The organism is Andreprevotia chitinilytica DSM 18519, from assembly GCF_000711875.1.
Taxonomy (GTDB): Bacteria; Pseudomonadota; Gammaproteobacteria; order Burkholderiales; family Chitinibacteraceae; genus Andreprevotia; species Andreprevotia chitinilytica.
On record NZ_JONM01000014.1, the window covers coordinates 85894 to 103757 of the forward strand.

At 60.2% G+C, this 17864-nt stretch carries 12 protein-coding genes; 5 read left to right on the plus strand and 7 right to left on the minus strand.

The genetic code is table 11. From position 1 onward, the window contains the following. Window positions 1-146: 146 nt before the first annotated feature. The 3 genes from BR41_RS16610 (at window position 147) to rarD (ending at window position 3405) form a co-directional block, all read left to right on the plus strand. Window positions 147-1844, plus strand: a complete 1698-nt coding sequence (locus tag BR41_RS16610) for a DEAD/DEAH box helicase (protein WP_084187310.1) — start codon at window positions 147-149, stop codon at window positions 1842-1844. Between the two features lie 11 nt (window positions 1845-1855). After that, window positions 1856-2335 (plus strand): SRPBCC family protein, encoded by a 480-nt coding sequence (locus BR41_RS16615; RefSeq protein WP_035059226.1) that lies wholly within the window; start codon window positions 1856-1858, stop codon window positions 2333-2335. 185 nt (window positions 2336-2520) lie between these two features. Then, on the plus strand, window positions 2521-3405 hold the full coding sequence (rarD, locus tag BR41_RS16620; protein WP_035059230.1) for an EamA family transporter RarD: 885 nt from the start codon (window positions 2521-2523) through the stop codon (window positions 3403-3405). Between the two features lie 79 nt (window positions 3406-3484). On the opposite strand, the gene lpdA is transcribed toward rarD, so the two are convergent. From lpdA to zwf, 7 genes are all read right to left on the minus strand, one after another. Then, the gene (lpdA, locus tag BR41_RS16625; RefSeq protein WP_035059232.1) at window positions 3485-5272 is read right to left on the minus strand and encodes a dihydrolipoyl dehydrogenase; all 1788 of its coding nucleotides are present in this window, start codon (window positions 5270-5272) and stop codon (window positions 3485-3487) included. 108 nt (window positions 5273-5380) lie between these two features. After that, on the minus strand, window positions 5381-7012 hold the full coding sequence (aceF, locus tag BR41_RS16630) for a dihydrolipoyllysine-residue acetyltransferase (RefSeq protein ID WP_035059234.1): 1632 nt from the start codon (window positions 7010-7012) through the stop codon (window positions 5381-5383). A 114-nt stretch (window positions 7013-7126) separates the two neighbouring features. Beyond that, window positions 7127-9790 carry a pyruvate dehydrogenase (acetyl-transferring), homodimeric type gene (gene aceE, locus BR41_RS16635; protein WP_035059235.1) on the minus strand — a complete coding sequence of 888 codons (2664 nt, stop codon included), beginning with the start codon at window positions 9788-9790 and terminating at the stop codon, window positions 7127-7129. A gap of 86 nt (window positions 9791-9876) precedes the next feature. After that, the gene (gene pgi / locus BR41_RS16640) at window positions 9877-11523 is read right to left on the minus strand and encodes a glucose-6-phosphate isomerase (RefSeq protein WP_035059238.1); all 1647 of its coding nucleotides are present in this window, start codon (window positions 11521-11523) and stop codon (window positions 9877-9879) included. 155 nt (window positions 11524-11678) lie between these two features. Continuing rightward, window positions 11679-12524: a transcriptional regulator HexR gene (gene hexR / locus BR41_RS16645; protein WP_035059241.1), complete on the minus strand. Its 846-nt coding sequence runs from the start codon at window positions 12522-12524 to the stop codon at window positions 11679-11681. Between the two features lie 108 nt (window positions 12525-12632). Beyond that, the gene (pgl, locus tag BR41_RS16650) at window positions 12633-13334 is read right to left on the minus strand and encodes a 6-phosphogluconolactonase (RefSeq protein ID WP_035059243.1); all 702 of its coding nucleotides are present in this window, start codon (window positions 13332-13334) and stop codon (window positions 12633-12635) included. A gap of 74 nt (window positions 13335-13408) precedes the next feature. Next, window positions 13409-14860, minus strand: a complete 1452-nt coding sequence (gene zwf / locus BR41_RS16655; protein WP_035059246.1) for a glucose-6-phosphate dehydrogenase — start codon at window positions 14858-14860, stop codon at window positions 13409-13411. A gap of 333 nt (window positions 14861-15193) precedes the next feature. On the opposite strand from zwf, the gene edd reads away from it, so the two are divergent. Both edd and BR41_RS16665 read left to right on the plus strand, forming a co-directional pair. Beyond that, window positions 15194-17020 (plus strand): phosphogluconate dehydratase, encoded by a 1827-nt coding sequence (edd, locus tag BR41_RS16660; protein WP_035059248.1) that lies wholly within the window; start codon window positions 15194-15196, stop codon window positions 17018-17020. 123 nt (window positions 17021-17143) lie between these two features. After that, window positions 17144-17767: a bifunctional 4-hydroxy-2-oxoglutarate aldolase/2-dehydro-3-deoxy-phosphogluconate aldolase gene (locus tag BR41_RS16665; RefSeq protein ID WP_035059251.1), complete on the plus strand. Its 624-nt coding sequence runs from the start codon at window positions 17144-17146 to the stop codon at window positions 17765-17767. The last annotated feature ends 97 nt before the right edge of the window (window positions 17768-17864 follow it).

The window sequence follows — 17864 nt, forward strand, 5'->3', positions numbered from 1 at the left end:
GTATACTGACCCCGCAAATTCAATCAGCCCGACGCAATGACCGGCCCACCCGCCGGCATGAGGCTGCAAACCTGTCCTGATCTACTCCAGATTTTCATCTGCTGCGTCGCAGCCGGGACAACTGTATCTTTCTTCGGAAATCATTTATGCCCTTTGCTTCCCTCGGTCTGGACGACTCACTGGTACGCGCCTGCGCTGAACGCGGCTACACCGAACCGACCCCAATCCAGACCCAGGCCATTCCGGCCATTCTCACCGGCGGTGATCTGCTTGCAGGCGCCCAGACCGGTACCGGCAAGACCGCCGGCTTTACCCTCCCCATTTTGCAATTGCTGTCGAAAAAGCCGGCTGAAAAGCCCGGTATCCGTGCCCTGATCCTGACCCCGACGCGTGAATTGGCCGCGCAGGTGGAAGAAAGCGTGCGCGAATATGGCAAACACACTGGCCTCAAATCGATGGTGATGTTCGGCGGCGTGAGCATCAACCCGCAAATCAAGGCCCTCAAGGGCAAGATCGACATTCTCGTCGCGACCCCTGGCCGCCTGCTCGATCACGTATCGCAAAAGACGGTCGATCTCTCGAACGTTGAAATCCTCGTCCTCGATGAAGCCGACCGCATGCTCGACATGGGCTTTATCCACGACATCAAGAAAGTGCTGGCACTGCTGCCGAAGAAGCGCCAGAACCTGTTGTTCTCCGCTACTTTCTCGGAAGAAATCAAGGCGCTGGCCGATAAGCTGCTCAACCAGCCTGCGCTGATCGAAGTCGCTCGCCGCAATGCGACTGCCGAGACGATCGCCCAGCGCGTGCACCCGGTTGATCGCGACAAGAAACGCCAACTGCTGGCGCATCTGATCAAGCAACACAACTGGTTCCAGGTACTGGTGTTCACCCGCACCAAGCACGGCGCAAACCGTCTGGCCGAACAATTGGGCAAGGATGGTATCCCGTCATTGGCGATCCACGGCAACAAGAGCCAAGGCGCTCGTACCCGTGCGTTGTCCGAGTTCAAATCCGGCACGCTGCAAGTGTTGGTGGCCACCGATATCGCTGCACGCGGTATCGACATCGACGAACTGCCGCACGTGGTCAATTACGAGCTGCCGAATGTGTCGGAAGACTACGTGCACCGCATCGGCCGTACCGGCCGCGCCGGTGCGGAAGGCGAAGCGATTTCGCTGGTCTGTGTCGATGAAATCAAGCTGCTGCACGACATCGAGCGTTTGATCAAACGCGAAATCCCGAGCCAGGTGATCGAAGGCTTCGAGCCCGATCCGACCATCAAGGCGGAACCGATCCAGAATGGCCGCCGCGGCCAAGGCGGCCAAGGGCAGGGCCAGCAGCGTCAAGGACGTCAACCACGTCCGCAACGTGCCGAGGGCGAAGCGGGCGAAGGCCAGCAACGTCAGCCGCGTCGCGAAGGTCGCGGCCAAGGTCAGCCACGCCAAGGCGGGCAGGGTGCCCAAGGTGAAGGTCAACAGCCGCGCCGCGAAGGCCAAGGACAAGGCCAGCCGCGCCAAGGTCAGGGTCAAGGCGGCCAGCAACGGAAAAACCGTGAAGGCGGTCAGGGCCAAGGGCAACCGCGTACGGGTCAAGGTCAGCCGCGCCAAGGTGGTCAGGGCGGCCAAGGTCAGGGCCAAGGTGCGCAAGGACGTGGCAAGAGCAGCCAGCAGCCGCGCGGTCAGGGTGGTCAAAGCCAGCCCCGGAACAATCCCAATGCGCAAAGCCGTGGCAATAGCAATCCGCCGCGTGATCCGTCGTACTGGGATGAGCGCCAGCCGACCAGCAATGAGAGCCGGCCGATCGCTGCGCTGTTCGATACGCCGCGTCGTCGTCATAGCTAAGGAAGCCTACTGTGTACTTCGAGCATGCCGTCGTAATCAACGAGCCCGGCAACCCGCTGGTCACGCCGCTTAGCATTGAGCAGCTGTGGAATGGCTTGGTATTGCGCGCTGAGGCCCCTGATCTGTTTCTCGATCATGTGGACGAGGTACGCATTCTGGAGCGCAGTGCCGGTGTACTGCTGCGGGAAATGCAGATGGGTAACTTGATGGTGCGTGATCGGATTAAGCTCACGCCGCATCAATCGGTGCATCACGACACCGAAGCCAACGAGCAACACCAGGGCGGCACGTTGACCATCACGATCGAAGTGCCGGAAGCCGAACAGTTGCTGGTGCGCTTTGTGTACAACACGCCCGTGGAAGAACACGACCCGCAGGCCGGTGAAGGTGAGGCCAATTACGTGGCCTACCTGAAAGCGGCCTACCGGAATATGGATGTTGAGGCGCTGCGCAAGATCAGGAGCATGGCCGAGGCGGGTGAACTGGGTTAAGCGCCTGTTCCACGCAAGGTGTATTGCACCGGAAAAGAGGTCATCGACAGATGGCCTCTTTTTATTTGGTCGCTGGCTTGTTGACTGCAGTGATCGATTTGCCAGCTAACTGTATTCCTCACTTTCCCCAATTAGGCACGCAACCATAACAGCTTAAAGTGGGCTGTCATTAATAGGACTCGCTCATGCAAACCGGCATTCTCTTCAGCTTGGCGGCCTACATCATCTGGGGCCTGCTGCCGCTATACATCAAATCGCTGCATGGCATTGGGCCCATGGAAATCCTCCTGCACCGCATGGTCTGGTCGCTGGTGTTTCTGGGGGTGATCCTGGCATGGCGTCGCCAATGGGCCTGGCTCAAGCCGGCGTTTTCGAATCCCAAGCTGATCGTAGGCTTTGTGATCAGTGCCTTGCTGCTGGCCTGTAACTGGTTCACCTACATCTGGTCGGTCAATGCCGGGCACGTGGTGGACGCGAGTTTGGGTTATTTCATCAATCCCTTGGTCAGCGTCATGCTGGGGGTGCTGTTTCTGCACGAGCGTCTGCGGCGTGGGCAATGGGCCGCCATCGCGGTGGCCGCCGCTGGCGTGTTGTGGCTCACCATCGCCACCGGCCATCTGCCGTGGATTGCGCTGTTGTTGGCGGCCACTTTCGGCACCTACGGTCTGCTACGCAAAACGGCGGCGCTGGGGGCGCTGGAAGGCTTGTCGCTGGAAACGCTGTTGCTGTTTCCGCTGGCGGGCAGTCTGTTGGCCTCGCTGTTCATTCACGGAGAGGCAGGCTTCAGTCATGCCACGACTGGCGTGCAGTTTCTGGCGCTGATGGCTGGGCCGATCACCGCGATTCCCTTGCTGCTGTTTGCTGCCGGTGCACGACGGATTCCATTGTCTCTGCTGGGCTTGCTGCAATATGTCGGGCCGACGCTGCAGCTATTGTTGGGCGTGCTGCTGTGGCACGAGCCGTTCGGCGTAGACAAGATGATTGGCTTCGCGTTTATCTGGACGGCACTGGCGCTGTATACACTCGAAGGGCTGTGGACGACGCGTCGGCGCGGGTTGGCCAGTATCTGAGCTGATTGAGTCAACGATATAAACAACAACGCCGCCCTGATTGGGCGGCGTTATTGTTTACAGCCGAAGCAGCGATTGCTTAGTGCTTCTTCTTCATTGGCGGCAAGTCGGTGCAGCTGCCTTCGAATACTTCGGCAGCCATACCGATCGATTCACCGGTGGTCGGGTGCGGGTGGATAGTCTTGGCGATATCCACGGCATCCGCGCCCATTTCGATGGCCAGGCAGACTTCACCGATCATGTCGCCCGCGTGCGGGCCGACAATCGCGCCACCCACGATCCGATGCGTTTCGGCATCGAAAATCAGCTTGGTGAAGCCCTCAGTGCGGTCGTTGGCAATTGCACGGCCGGACGCCGCCCACGGGAACACGCCTTTCTCGATCTTGATGCCTTGCTTCTTGGCATCATCTTCGGTCAGGCCGACCCATGCCACTTCGGGATCGGTAAACGCCACGCCCGGAATTACGCGGGCATCGAAGTAGGACTTCTGGCCTGCTGCGACTTCCGCTGCCACGTGTGCTTCATGTACGCCTTTGTGCGCCAGCATCGGCTGGCCGACGATATCGCCGATGGCGAAGATGTGCGGCACGTTGGTGCGTTGCTGTTTGTCAACCGGAATGAAACCACGTTGGTCGACGAACACGCCGGCGTTCTCGGCTCCGATCTTCTTGCCGTTCGGCGAGCGGCCGGTGGCATGCAGCACGACGTCATAACGCTGCGGTTCTTTCGGTGCTTTTTCGCCTTCGAAGCTCACGTAAACGCCATCGGCCTTGGCCTCGACCGCTACGGTCTTGGTGTTCAGCATGATGTTGTCGAAGCGATGGGCGTTCCACTTTTCCCACACTTTGACTAGATCGCGGTCCGCGCCTTGCATCAGGCCATCCATCATCTCGACCACGTCGAGACGTGCGCCGAGCGTGGAGTACACCGTGCCCATTTCCAGGCCGATGATGCCGCCACCGATGATCAGCATCTTCTTCGGCACGGACTTGAGTTCCAGTGCGCCGGTCGAATCCACCACGCGCGGATCATCCGGAATGAACGGCAGCTTCATGACCGATGAACCAGCGGCGATGATCGCTTGCTTGAAGCGGATCACTTTCTTTTCGCCCGTCTTGTCCTGGCCGGTGCCGGTGGTGGTTTCGACTTGCAGATGATAAGCATCGAGGAAGGTACCGACGCCGCGCACGACGTCGACCTTGCGGGCTTTGGCCATGCCGTTCAGGCCGCCGGTGAGCTTGCCGACCACTTTTTCCTTGTAGCCACGCAACGCATCCAGATCGACTTCGGGCTTGCCGAATTTGATGCCGTGCATTTCCAGATGCGCGACTTCGTCGATCACTGCCGCGTTGTGCAGCAGCGCCTTGGACGGAATGCAGCCTACGTTCAGGCACACGCCGCCCAGCGTGGCGTAGCGCTCGACCAGCACGGTCTGCAGGCCGAGATCGGCGGCGCGGAAGGCGGCCGAATAGCCGCCAGGGCCGGAGCCGAGGACGACGATTTCTGCTTCGATGTCGACCGGGCCGGTGTAGCTGCCGGCGACTGGCGCTGGCGACGGTGCTGCGGCTGGAGCCGGCGCAGCGGCCGGTGCGGGCGCGGCTGCTTTGGGGGCGGGTGCAGCTGCAGCGGCGCTGGCTTCGATGACAGCAATGACGCTGCCTTCGGAAACCTTGTCGCCGGTCTTGATCTTGAGTTCTTTGATGACGCCGGCGGCGGAGGCTGGCACTTCCATCGTGGCCTTGTCGGTTTCCAGCGTGATCAGGCTTTGTTCGAGCGCGACGGTATCGCCGACGCTGACGAAGACTTCGATCACGTCCACGTTATCGTGGCCGCCGATGTCCGGCACCTTGAGTTCGATTGTGCTCATGGGGTGAATCCTGTGAGGGGGCATGTAGGGTGGGTTAGCCCATCAGGGCGTAACCCACCGCAGCGAACGCGGGTCATGATGCGGACCCGCCCTACATGGTGATGGGTGTCAGAGGACCAAACGGCGGATGTCTGCGAGCAGCTTGCCCAGGTGCACCGTGAAGCGACCGGCTGCTGCGCCGTCGATCACGCGGTGATCGAAGGACAACGACAGCGGGCACAGCAGGCGCGGTTCGAATTCCTTGCCGTTCCAAACGGGCTTGGTCTGGCTCTTGCACACGCCGAGGATCGCGACTTCCGGTGCATTGATGATCGGCGTGAAGCTGGTGCCGCCAATGCCGCCAAGCGACGAAATCGTGAAGGTCGCGCCTTGCATGTCGGTCGGCTTGAGCTTGCCTTCGCGCGCCAGGCCGGAGAGATCGGTCAGTTCCTTGGCGATCTGCTTCAGGCCCTTCTTGTCGGCATCCTTGATCACCGGTACCACGAGGCCGTTCGGTGTGTCTGCCGCGAAACCGATGTGGTAGTACTGCTTGAGGATCAGGTTGTCGCCGTCGAGGCTGGCGTTGAATTCTGGGAACGCCTTGAGCGCCTCGGCGGCGGCCTTGATGATGAAGGCGAGCGGGGAGAGCTTGAGACCGCTCTTTTCCCATTCCTTGCCGATGGTCTTGCGGAAGTCTTCCAGCTCGGTGATGTCGTATTCGTCGTTGAACGTAACGTGCGGGATCATCACCCAGTTGCGGTGCAGGTTCGCGCCGGAAATCTTCTTGATCTTGGACAGCGGCTTGGCTTCGATCGGGCCGAACTTGGCAAAGTCGACCTTCGGCCACGGCAGCAGATCCAGACCGACGCCCGAACCACCCGCAGCGGCGGCAACCGGCGAGGCGATGCTGCCGGTCAGCACGCCCTTCACATACGCTTGCACGTCGCTGTTGACGATGCGGCCTTTCGGGCCCGTGCCCTTGACCTTGCCCAGATCAACGCCGAGTTCACGCGCATATTTGCGGATGGACGGGCTGGCATGGGCTTTGGAGAAGCTGCCTTCGTCGATCTTGGCGGGTGCGCTGGCAACCGGTGCTGCAACGGGGGCGGCGACAGGTGCCGGAGCGGGGGCTGCAACCGGAGCGGGTGCCGCGGCAGGGGCTGGTGCAGCAACGGAAGTAACCGCTGCGCCGGAGGACTTCACCGTCACAACCAATGCACCTTGGCTGACTTTGTCGCCAACCTTGATGGCAACGCTTTCGACGACGCCAGCGGCGGACGACGGGACTTCCATCGTGGCCTTGTCGGTTTCCAGCGTGATCAGACTTTGTTCCAGCGCGATGGTATCGCCGACCTTGACCAGCACTTCAATCACGTCGACATCGTGGTTGTCGCCGATATCCGGCACGTGCACTTCAACGGTTTGGCTGGCGGCTGGCGCAGCAGCTGCTGCAGCCGGCGCTGGGGCCGGAGCTGCTACGGGGGCAGGTGCTGCAGCTGGTGCCGGCGCAGCAGCACCGGCGCTGACTTCCAGCAGCACGACGACGCTGCCTTCGGATACCTTGTCGCCAACCTTGACCTTCACTTCCTTGACGACGCCAGCTTGTTCGGCCGGCACTTCCATCGTGGCCTTGTCGGTTTCCAGCGTGATCAGCGATTGTTCTTTCTCGATCCGGTCGCCCGCGTTGACCAGTACTTCGATGACATCGACGCCGTCATGGCCGCCGATATCGGGCACTTTCAGTTCAATGATGTTGCTCATGTCTACATCCTGTGAGGGGTGAGGGGTGAGGAGCGAGGGGTAAAACCTGCTCCTGCCAGCGCCCGGCGTGATGGTGGGCAATGCCCACACTGCACGCCGAGCGCCTCACTCAAATCAAACAGTCCAAGGGGCCGGGCGGTCGGTTTCGATGCCGTACTTGGCAATCGCTTCCGCAACCTTGGCACGCTCGATCTTGCCTTCGTCGGCCAGCGCCTTCAGGGCGGCGATGGCGACGTGGTAACGATCGACCTCGAAGAACTTGCGCAACTGCTGACGGCTGTCCGAACGGCCGAAACCGTCGGTGCCGAGCGTGACCATCTTCTGCGGCACGTATTCGCGGATCTGGTCGGCGAAGACGCGCTTGTAGTCGGTGGCGGCGATCACCGGGCCGGCGCGATCCTTCAGCAATTGCGTCACGTACGGCACTTGCGGTTCGGCGGCGGTCGGGTGCAGCAGGTTGTAACGGCTCGCGGCCATACCGTCGCGCTTCAGCTCGTTCAGGCTGGTAGCGGACCAGATGTCGGCGTCGACGTCGAAGTCGGCCTTCAAGAGGTCGGCCGCAGCAATCACTTCGCGGAAGATCGTGCCGGAGCCCATCAGTTGCACCTTGAGCTTGGCCTTCTGGTCACCCTCGCGGAACAGATACATGCCCTTGATGATGCCGGCTTCTGCACCTGCCGGCATGGCCGGGTGGGTGTAGTTCTCGTTCATCACCGACAGGTAGTAATAGATGTTTTCCTGTTCCTGATACATGCGGCGCATGCCGTCTTGCACGATCACGGCCAGCTCGTAGGCGAAGGTCGGATCGTAGGAGACGCAGTTCGGGATGAAGTCGGCAAACAGGTGGCCGTGGCCGTCCTGGTGTTGCAGGCCTTCGCCGTTCAGTGTGGTGCGGCCGGAGGTGCCGCCAATCAGGAAGCCGCGTGCGCGCAGGTCACCAGCAGCCCAGGCCAGATCGCCGATCCGCTGGAAGCCGAACATCGAGTAGTAGATGTAGATCGGGATCATCGTCACACCGTGGTTGGCGTAGGACGTTGCTGCAGCGATCCAGTCAGCCATCGCGCCGGCTTCGTTGATGCCTTCCTGCAGGATCTGACCGTCGGTCGATTCCTTGTAGAACATCAGCTGGTCGGCATCTTGCGGCGCGTACAGCTGGCCGACGTGCGACCAGATGCCGAGCTGGCGGAACATGCCTTCCATACCGAAGGTGCGGGATTCATCCGGCACGATCGGCACAACGCGCTTGCCGATGTTCTTGTCCTTGACCATCACGCCCATCAGGCGGACGAAGGCCATGGTGGTGGACATTTCACGCTCGCCGGTGCTGTCGAGCAGCGCCTTGAAGGCATCCAGCGTTGGCACTTGCAGCGGCTCGTTCACCGGGTTGCGGGCCGGCAGGTAGCCACCCAGCGACGCACGGCGTTCGTGCATGTATTTCAGTTCCGGCGCATCGGCCGGCGGCACGTAGAACTTGCACGCACGCGCTTCTTCGTCGGTGAGCGGAATCTTGAAGCGGTCACGCAGGTGCAGCATGTCGTCGTCGGACAATTTCTTGGTCTGGTGCGCTACGTTCTGCGATTCGCCCGCCGCGCCCATGCCGTAGCCCTTGACGGTCTTGACCAGCAGCAGCGTCGGCGCGCCCTTATGTTCAACGGCAGCCTTGTAGCCGGCGTACACCTTGTGCGGATCGTTACCGCCACGGGTGAGGCGCCAGATGTCGTCGTCGGACATGTTGGACACGAGGTCACGCAGTTCCGGGTAGGCACCGAAGAAGTGTTCGCGGATGTAGGCGCCGTCTTTCGACTTGTACGTTTGGTACTCGCCGTCGACCACTTCCATCATGCGTTTTTGCAGCAGGCCTTTCTTGTCGCGGGCAAGCAATGCATCCCAACCCGAACCCCAGACCACCTTGATCACGTTCCAGCCGGAGCCGCGGAAGTCGCCTTCGAGTTCCTGAATGATCTTGCCGTTGCCGCGTACCGGGCCGTCCAGACGTTGCAGGTTGCAGTTGATGACGAACACGAGGTTGTCGAGCTTTTCACGGCCGGCGAGCGAGATCGCGCCCAGCGATTCCGGTTCGTCCATTTCGCCGTCGCCGCAGAAACACCACACCTTGCGGTCGCCCTTTTGCGTGAAGCCGCGGTCGTGCAGGTATTTCATGAAGCGGGCTTGATAGATCGCCATGATCGGGCCCAGGCCCATCGAGACGGTCGGGAATTGCCAGAAGTTCGGCATCAGCCACGGGTGCGGATAGGAGGACAAGCCGCCACCATCGACTTCCTGGCGGAATTTGTTCAGTTGATCTTCGTTGATGCGGCCTTCGAGGAAGGCACGCGAGTACACGCCCGGCGCGCTGTGGCCTTGGAAGTAGACCAGGTCGCCACCGTGGTTTTCGCTCGGGGCATGCCAGAAGTGGTTCCAGCCCACGTCGTACAAGGTTGCGGCAGACGCGAAGGAGGTGATGTGGCCGCCCAGATCGCCATTGGCACGGTTGGCCTTCACGACCATCGCAGCGGCGTTCCAGCGGGTGTAGGAGCGGATGCGCTCTTCAAAGGAGTGATTGCCCGGGCTCTTGGCTTCCAGATGCGCCGGGACGGTGTTGATGTAAGCGGTGGTGGCGGTGTAGGGGATGTTTACACCGTCTTTGCGGGCATGGTCGACGAGTTGTTCGACCAGGAAGTGCGCACGTTCGGCGCCTTCGTTCTCCAGCACGCCATCGAGGGATTCAATCCACTCGCGCGTTTCCTGGGGGTCGATATCGTGTTGCTGCTCTGCCATTTCACTCTCACTGTGTGTGTGGGTTGATCTTTACCTGCAATAAGCCCCGTGCCGGGTAGGCGCGGGGCTCGTGGTATTGCAAGGGGTTATCGCGGGGTATTCCGCTTGTAATAATTGATGAGACCGTTGGTCGAGGCGTCGTGATGCGTGGTCAGCCCCGGTGTAGTCAGGTCGTTTTCGATGGTTTTGGCGAGCTGCTTGCCTAGCTCGACACCCCATTGATCGTAGGAATTGATATTCCAGATGGTTCCCTGTACGAAAATCTTGTGTTCATAGAGGGCAATCAGCGCGCCCAGCCGACGCGGCGTCAGACGCTGCATCAGGATGGTGTTGGTCGGGCGATTGCCTTCAAAGATCTTGTGCGGTGCAAGCGCGTCTTGCGCTGCGCCGGTAACGCCAGCCTTGGTCAGTTCTGCGCGCACTTCTGCGTCGGTTTTGCCGCGCATGAAGGCTTCGGTCTGCGCGAAGAAGTTGGCCATCAGGATGGTATTGTGCGGCTCCGGGATTTCCGGATGTTCAACGCTGGCGATGAAGTCGATCGGCACCAGCTGGCTGCCTTGATGCAGCATCTGGTAGTAGGCGTGCTGGCCGTTGATCCCGGCATCCCCCCAGACCACCGGGCCAGTGTGGTAATCGACGCGGTGGCCATCCAGATCGACCGTCTTGCCGTTCGATTCCATGTCCAGCTGCTGCAGATAGGCCGGGAAGCGTTGCAGGCTCTGGTTGTACGGCGAGACAAGATGCGTGGCGGCGCCGAAGAAGTTGATGTACCAGACACCGAGCACGCCCAGGATCACCGGCAGGTTTTGTTCCAGCGGCTTGTTCTTGAAGTGCTCGTCCATGGTGTAGGCACCGTGGAGCAGGTCTTGGTAGTCATGCTTGCCGAGGTAAATGGCGATAGGCAGGCCGATGGCGGACCACAGCGAATAACGGCCGCCGACCCAGTCCCAGAATTCGAACATATTGTTGGTATCGATACCGAACGCAGCCACGGCTTGCGCGTTGGTCGACACGGCAACGAAGTGCTTGGCGATGTGTGTTTCGTTGCCAACACGATCGAGGAACCACGCACGCGCGGTACGGGCGTTGGTGATGGTTTCCTGCGTGGTGAAGGTTTTGGAGGCGATGATGAACAGCGTTGTTTCCGGATTCAGCTTCTTCAGCGTAGAGACGACTTGGTCGCCATCAACGGTGGAAACGAAGTGCATGGTCAGGCGCTGGTGACCGAAATCCTTGAGCGCATTGCAGACCATGACCGGGCCGAGATCCGAGCCGCCGATGCCAATGTTGACGATGTCGGTGAAGGCCTTGCCGGTGTAGCCGACGCGCTCGCCTGAGCGAATTTCGTCGGAGAACTGGAACATCTTCTCCTTGACCGCGTTGACCTTGGGCATCACGTCTTCGCCGTCGACCAGGATCGGATTCTTGTCGAGGTTACGCAAGGCGGTGTGCAGGACGGCGCGGTTTTCGGTGACGTTGATCTTCTTGCCGGAGAACATCTTGTCGATCCGGGAAGTGAGGCCGGATTGGCGGGCCAGATCGAACAGCAATGCCATGGTTTTTTCGGTGACGCGGTTCTTCGAGTAATCAAAGAACAGGCCGCCGGATTCCAGCGAGAATTTTTCGAAGCGCTGCGGGTCCTGTTCAAACAGGTCACGCATGTGCAGGCCGGATACCTCGTTGAAATGCTGGGTCAGGGCAAGCCAGGCGGGGGATTGGGTCAAGCTGGACATCGGGGGGCTTCCTTGAGTGATTCCATTTCCAGATCACGAGCACTTCGCGCTGCAATTTCCCAGGGGCAGCGCGCGTGTCGTTTGTTGTAGCGTCTTTCGCCGGCCTTGCGCTTTCAGGGTTGCCTTAAAAGCACCAGCTGCGAAGTCGCGGTCAATCAACCTTCGTGACTGCGTACGCGCTTTTCCTTCAGGTTGCGCTTCATTTTTTCGAGTTGGTCGATCAGCTCCGGCCCGCGTTTGAGCGCGACGCCAACCGCCAGCACGTCGATGATCACCAGGTGAACGATGCGCGTGATCATCGGGGTGTAGAGATCGGGGTCTTCCATGGTGTCGGCGAATAGACAGATGTTGCAGCGCTTGGCGAGCGGTGACTTGCTGTGCGTGATGCCGATGACGTCGGCGCCGGCATCGCGGGCGATTTCAACCGAGCGGATCAAGTCGAGCGTACGGCCGGAGTTGGAGACCGCCACGACGGCATCACCCGGCTTGAGCATCGAGGCGCTCATGCCGTGCATGTGCGGGTCGGTATAGGCGACGGTTGGCACGCCCAGGCGGAAGAACTTGTTTTGTGCGTCGATCGCGACTGCGCCGGATTGGCCCTGGCCCCAGACTTCGATCTTGTGGGTGTTGGTCAGTACCTTGATGGCTTTTTCGAGCGCTTCGGTATCGAGCTCGTTACGGCAGCGCAAAAGGTGGGAGATGTTGTTATCGAACAGCTTCTTCGCCAGGTCATGCGCGGAGTCATCGGCGGACACCATCGAGTGCACATACGGCACGCCGGACACCAGACTACGCGTGAGGCGCAGCTTGAAATCCTGCAGGCCGGAGCAGTTGAGGCTGCGGCAGAAACGGATCACCGTCGGCTGCGAGACTTCGGCCAGATCGGCGATTTGCGCGATCGGTGCGTTGGCGACCAGATTCGGTTGCGCCAGTACCAGTTCGGCAACTTTGCGTTCGGACCGGGACAAGCTGTCGATCATTGTTTTAATTCTTTCCAGCATGTGTTGTCTCTGTGCCTTTCAGACCTTGTGGGCCCGTGATTGACCTGTCTTGGATAAACAGCGGGGCGGTTCGTGTTACGAACTGCCCCGTCTCCTCTTGATGCGGCTTCAAGCCGCCCAGAACACTTCCTTGCTACCGCTGCTTTGATCAAGCACCCGGCGGATCGGGTATTGCTCGGTAAGCGGTTTTTCTTCTGCCATCGCAGTTTCTAGCAAAGATTTCTTGCCTTCGCCGGTGATATGCACGATGACGTGACGGGCTTTGGCGATGGTTGGTAGCGTCAACGTAATGCGCTTGTGCGGTGCGATAGGTGGCGTTACTGCCGCGACGAGGGCCGTGGATGCGCAGGTCGCTTCCAGCTCGGGCGCATTCGGGAACAATGAGGCGGTATGGCCATCGTCGCCCATACCGAGAATGGCCACATCGATCGGGGCGGGCAGCTTGGTCAGACGCGCTTCGATTTCGGCTAATCCTTCATGGGGTGTTGCTGCAGTGGAAACCGGCGAAATAAACGTCGCTTCGGCGGCCGGGCCGACGAGCAGGTTCTGGCGCACGGTACGCTCGTTGCTGTCGGCATGATCGACCGGCACCCAGCGTTCGTCGATTAGCGTGATCACTACCTTGGACCAGTTCACCTCGGTATTGGTGGACAGGGCTTTGAACAGACCGGCCGGTGTGCGGCCACCAGAGACGGCCAGGCCAGCCGTACCACGAGCGGCGATAGCGGCTTTCAGATCGGCGGCGATGGTCGCTGCCAGCTGTGCATCGAGTTGTTCTTTTGCTGCAAATTCATGCCATTGCAAGGACATGCAAACCTCTTGGAATCACGCGTGATATCAATTTAGCGACAGCGCGGCGGGGGCCGCACTGTCCGATGCATGGATCAGGATTCTTCGTGCCAGCACAGGCCGTCGCGAGACAGCAGCGCGGACGATGCCGCCGGGCCCCAAGTGCCGGCGGTATAGGGCTTCGGGCCTTCGATGCTGGTTTCCCAGCTATCGATGATCGGCTCGACCCACTTCCATGCGGCTTGCAGCTCGTCACGGCGCACGAACAGCGACAGGTCGCCACGGATCACGTCCATCAACAGTCGCTCGTAGGCTTCCGGCGCGCGGGCCTGGAAGAATTCCTTGAAGTCGAGATCGAGGTGCACCGGGCGCAGGCGGAACTGGTTGCCCGGCTCTTTGGCCATCAGGTACAGGCGGACGGATTCATCCGGCTGCAACTGGATCACCAGCCGGTTCGGCGTGGCATTGCGGCCGAAAATCGACAGCGGCGTTTCGCGGAAATTGATCACGATTTCGGCCAGTCGCTCTTGCAGACGCTTGCCGGTACGCAGGTAGAACGGCACGCCGGCCCAGCGCCAAGTCTGAATCTCGGCCTTGAGTGCGACGAAGGTTTCTGTTTTCGAGCTGGCTGGCACGCCCGGCTCTTCCAGATAGCCCGGTACCGGCTTGCCGTTGACGGCACCAGCACGATACTGGCCGCGTACCACGTGGCTGTGCACGGTTTCGGCGGTCAGGGGCTTGAGGGCGCGCAGAATCTTGAGTTTTTCGTCACGGACCGCGTCGGCATCGATGCTGGCCGGCGGTTCCATCGCTACGATGGTCAGCAACTGCAGCAGATGGTTCTGGATCATGTCGCGCAGCGCGCCGGCCTTGTCGTAGAAGTCGGCACGGGTTTCGACGCCGACTTGTTCGGTCACAGTGATCTGCACATCGCGAATCCATTCACGACGCCATAGCGGTTCCAGCAAGGTGTTGCCAAAACGCAACGCGATCAGGTTCAGAACCGGCTCTTTGCCGAGATAATGGTCGATCCGGTAAATCTGTTGTTCCTGGAAAAACTCGCCGACTTCATGGCTGATCTTGTTCGACGATTCGAGGTCATGGCCAAGCGGCTTTTCCAGCACGACGCGAGAGTTACCCTTGTTGAGGCCGACCGCGGCCAGGCTCTTGGAGATCGGGGCAAACAGGTCTGGCGCGGTGGAGAGGTAAAACACGCGTGAGCGGCGGGGGAACTCGTTCAGCACTTCGGCCAGCTTGGTGAATTCTTCCGGCTGGGTGGCATCGAGTTTCAGGTACTGGATGCGGGCGGAGAACGTGGCCCAGTCCGCGTCGTTATAGGCGCTACCCAGATAACCCTTGGCCAGACTGTGCGCTTTTTCGATGTAGGCAGCAGTATCGGGAACGCTCCGACCCAGACAGATCAGCCTGCCATCAGCGGGCAGGTTACCGTCCTGGTGCTGGTGGTATAGCGCAGGCAACAGCTTGCGCATTACCAGGTCGCCGGTGCCGCCAAACAGCACCATGTCGAAAGCGTCGATCGCAGTCATTTACGGGGTTTTCCTTTGTTGTTCTGGCGTGAAGCGCATCGGCGTAGGCGTGAAACACCGAGGTCGGATGTAGTAAGACTTTGTAATCTTACTACACGCCGAAAATCACGCGCAAACGGTTTTCAAACAAGCAGCTACGTGTTGTTGCAACAGCGTGTCAAACTGCCGTGAGGCCGCATGTTGGCTGGTTATTGTTGCAGTGCAGCAGGAATGATGTCTGTGTGGGGTGTAGTTGAATTTACAGTTAGTCTGTAGTAAAACTACGGCTGTTTTTCGCCGCGGTGCGCTGTAGGCTTGAATGGGCTTCGACGCCGCCTGACCCGGAGTTAGTCAATGTCGTCTGTGCATCCTCGCGTATCCGAAGTAACCCAGCGCATCATCGAACGTAGCCGCGAATCCCGCGGTCGTTACTTGCATCGGCTCGAAGAGGCCGCCAAGAAAGAGCCGATTCGCAAGGGTCTGGCTTGTACCAATCAGGCGCATGCCTGGGCTGCCGCTCCGGAAGGCGACAAGATACTGATGCGCGAAATGCGCCAGCCGAATGTCGCAATCGTCTCGTCCTACAACGACATGCTGTCGGCACACCAGCCGCTCGAAACCTACCCCGCGATCATCAAGGAAGCTGTGCGTGAAGTGGGTGCCACCGCGCAATTCGCCGGCGGTACGCCCGCCATGTGCGATGGCGTGACGCAAGGTCAGCCGGGCATGGAGCTCAGCTTATTCAGTCGCGATGTGATCGCCATGAGCACGGCAGTTGGCTTATCCCACAACGTATTTGATGCCGTGGTTGCCTTGGGCGTGTGCGACAAGATCGTGCCGGGCCTGTTGATGGGTGTATTGCAATTCGGCCATTTGCCGGCGGTATTTGCCCCGGCCGGCCCGATGACATCGGGTATCTCCAACAAAGACAAAGCCAAGATTCGCCAGCTGTTCGCCGAAGGCAAGTGCGGCCGGGATGAGCTGTTGGCCTCCGAAGAGGGCAGCTATCACGGCGCGGGCACCTGTACGTTCTATGGCACCGCGAATTCCAACCAGATGTTGATGGAGGTGATGGGCTTGCACCTGCCGGGCGCTGCCTTCGTCAATCCGGGTACGCCATTGCGTGATGCGCTTACCGCTGCAGCCGGCCGCCGCGCTGCGCAGATTACTGCGCTGGGCTCGCAATTCACGCCGGTCGGCAAGGTGGTGAGTGAGAAGGCTGTGGTCAACGGCATCGTCGGTTTGCTTGCGACCGGTGGTTCAACCAATCATACGATTCACCTGATCGCGATCGCCAAAGCCGCCGGCATCGAGATCAACTGGGATGACTTCAACGATTTGTCTGAAGTGGTGCCGCTGCTGGCGCGTGTGTATCCGAACGGTTCGGCCGATGTGAACCACTTCCACGCGGCGGGCGGTATGGGTTATCTGATTCGTGAGTTGCTGGATGCAGGCTACTTGCACGATGACGTGCTGACCGCCGCGGGCCAGGGCTTGCGTCATTACGCCCAAGAGCCTTTCCTGATCGATAACAAGGTGGAGTGGCGTAACGCACCGGCCAAGTCTGGCGACGAAAGTGTGCTGCGTACTGCTGCCGAGCCGTTCAGTGCCGATGGCGGCCTGCGTCTCCTGTCTGGCAATGTGGGTCGCGCAGTGATCAAGGTATCGGCTGTTGCGCCAGAGCATCGCGTTGTCGAAGCGCCGGCCATCGTGTTCGATGAGCAGGATGATGTGCTGGTCGCATTCAAGCGCGGCGAGTTGGAGAAAGATTTCATTGCGGTGCTGCGTTTCCAGGGCCCGCGTGCCAATGGTATGCCGGAGCTGCACAAGCTCACCCCGGCGCTGAGCGTGTTGCAGGATCGCGGCTTCAAGGTGGCCCTGGTCACTGACGGTCGTATGTCCGGTGCTTCGGGCAAGGTGCCGTCGGCTATTCATATGACTCCGGAAGTATTGTGTGGTGGGCCGCTAGGCAAAGTGCGTACTGGTGACGTGATTCGTCTGGATGCCGAAGCGGGCGTCGTTGAAGCCAAGGTCGATGCCGCCGAGTGGGCCAAGCGCGAGGTGGTCACGATGGATATGGCCAAAAACGGCCATGGCATGGGGCGTGAATTGTTCGCCAGCTTCCGGCTGGCGGCAACCGGTGCAGAAGAGGGCGCGATTGCACTCGGTCTGGCCCATTAATTAGTAATAAGCAATTAAGTTAAGAGAATCGCGGGTCGGTGTGCGGCCCGTCGTCAGGATGGCCGGATTGCCGGCACTCGCCTCGGGCGGGATTTGATCAACGAACCAGCCAGTAGAACAAACATGCAAATTCGAGAAATCATGCGCTCGTGCCCGGTGATGCCGGTGATCGTGATCGACGACCTTGAAACCGCAGTGCCGCTCGCGCGCGCCTTGGTCGAGGGCGGCATCAAGGTGCTGGAAGTCACTTTGCGCACACCCGTAGCGCTCGCCGCCGTCAAGGCGATTGCCGAAGCCGTGCCGGAAGCTATCGTTGGCGTCGGCACTGTCGTTCGTCCCGAACAATTCGCCGAAGCCAAGGCGGCTGGTGCCAAGTTCGCGGTGACACCGGGTCTGACCCCGAAGCTCGCAGCTGCTGCACGCGAAGTCGGCATGCCGCTATTGCCTGGCGTGATGACCCCATCTGAAGTCATCGCTGCGCTGGAAGAAGGCTTTGATGCGCTCAAGCTGTTCCCGGCTGAACAAGCAGGTAGTTACGGCATGCTGAAGGCACTCGGCGGCCCGCTGCCGCAGGCACTGTTCTGCCCGACCGGTGGTGTGACGGTCGAGTCTGCCCCCAAGCTGTTGGCACTGCCGAATGTCGGTTGTGTCGGTGGTTCGTGGTTGTGTCCCAAGGACAAGGTTGAGGCGGGCGATTGGGCGGGAATTACTGCCATCGCACGCGAAGCCGCCGCCCTGGGCAAGTAATCCCTAATAGCCAAGTCCGACGGGCCGTTTTAAAACGGCCCGTTGTTGTTCCGGCGCAATGTGCTTGGCATGCAACGCTGGCATAATTGCGTATCAA

What these genes read in the sequence shown, in the direction of transcription:
- BR41_RS16610 (WP_084187310.1), top strand. Translation starts at nt 147, where the DNA reads ATGCCCTTTGCTTCCCTCGGTCTGGACGACTCACTGGTACGCGCCTGC.
- edd (WP_035059248.1), top strand. Translation starts at nt 15,194, where the DNA reads ATGTCGTCTGTGCATCCTCGCGTATCCGAAGTAACCCAGCGCATCATC.
- rarD (WP_035059230.1), top strand. Translation starts at nt 2,521, where the DNA reads ATGCAAACCGGCATTCTCTTCAGCTTGGCGGCCTACATCATCTGGGGC.
- lpdA (WP_035059232.1), bottom strand. Translation starts at nt 5,272, where the DNA reads ATGAGCACAATCGAACTCAAGGTGCCGGACATCGGCGGCCACGATAAC.
- pgl (WP_035059243.1), bottom strand. Translation starts at nt 13,334, where the DNA reads ATGTCCTTGCAATGGCATGAATTTGCAGCAAAAGAACAACTCGATGCA.
- pgi (WP_035059238.1), bottom strand. Translation starts at nt 11,523, where the DNA reads ATGTCCAGCTTGACCCAATCCCCCGCCTGGCTTGCCCTGACCCAGCAT.
- hexR (WP_035059241.1), bottom strand. Translation starts at nt 12,524, where the DNA reads ATGCTGGAAAGAATTAAAACAATGATCGACAGCTTGTCCCGGTCCGAA.
- aceF (WP_035059234.1), bottom strand. Translation starts at nt 7,012, where the DNA reads ATGAGCAACATCATTGAACTGAAAGTGCCCGATATCGGCGGCCATGAC.
- BR41_RS16665 (WP_035059251.1), top strand. Translation starts at nt 17,144, where the DNA reads ATGCAAATTCGAGAAATCATGCGCTCGTGCCCGGTGATGCCGGTGATC.
- zwf (WP_035059246.1), bottom strand. Translation starts at nt 14,860, where the DNA reads ATGACTGCGATCGACGCTTTCGACATGGTGCTGTTTGGCGGCACCGGC.
- aceE (WP_035059235.1), bottom strand. Translation starts at nt 9,790, where the DNA reads ATGGCAGAGCAGCAACACGATATCGACCCCCAGGAAACGCGCGAGTGG.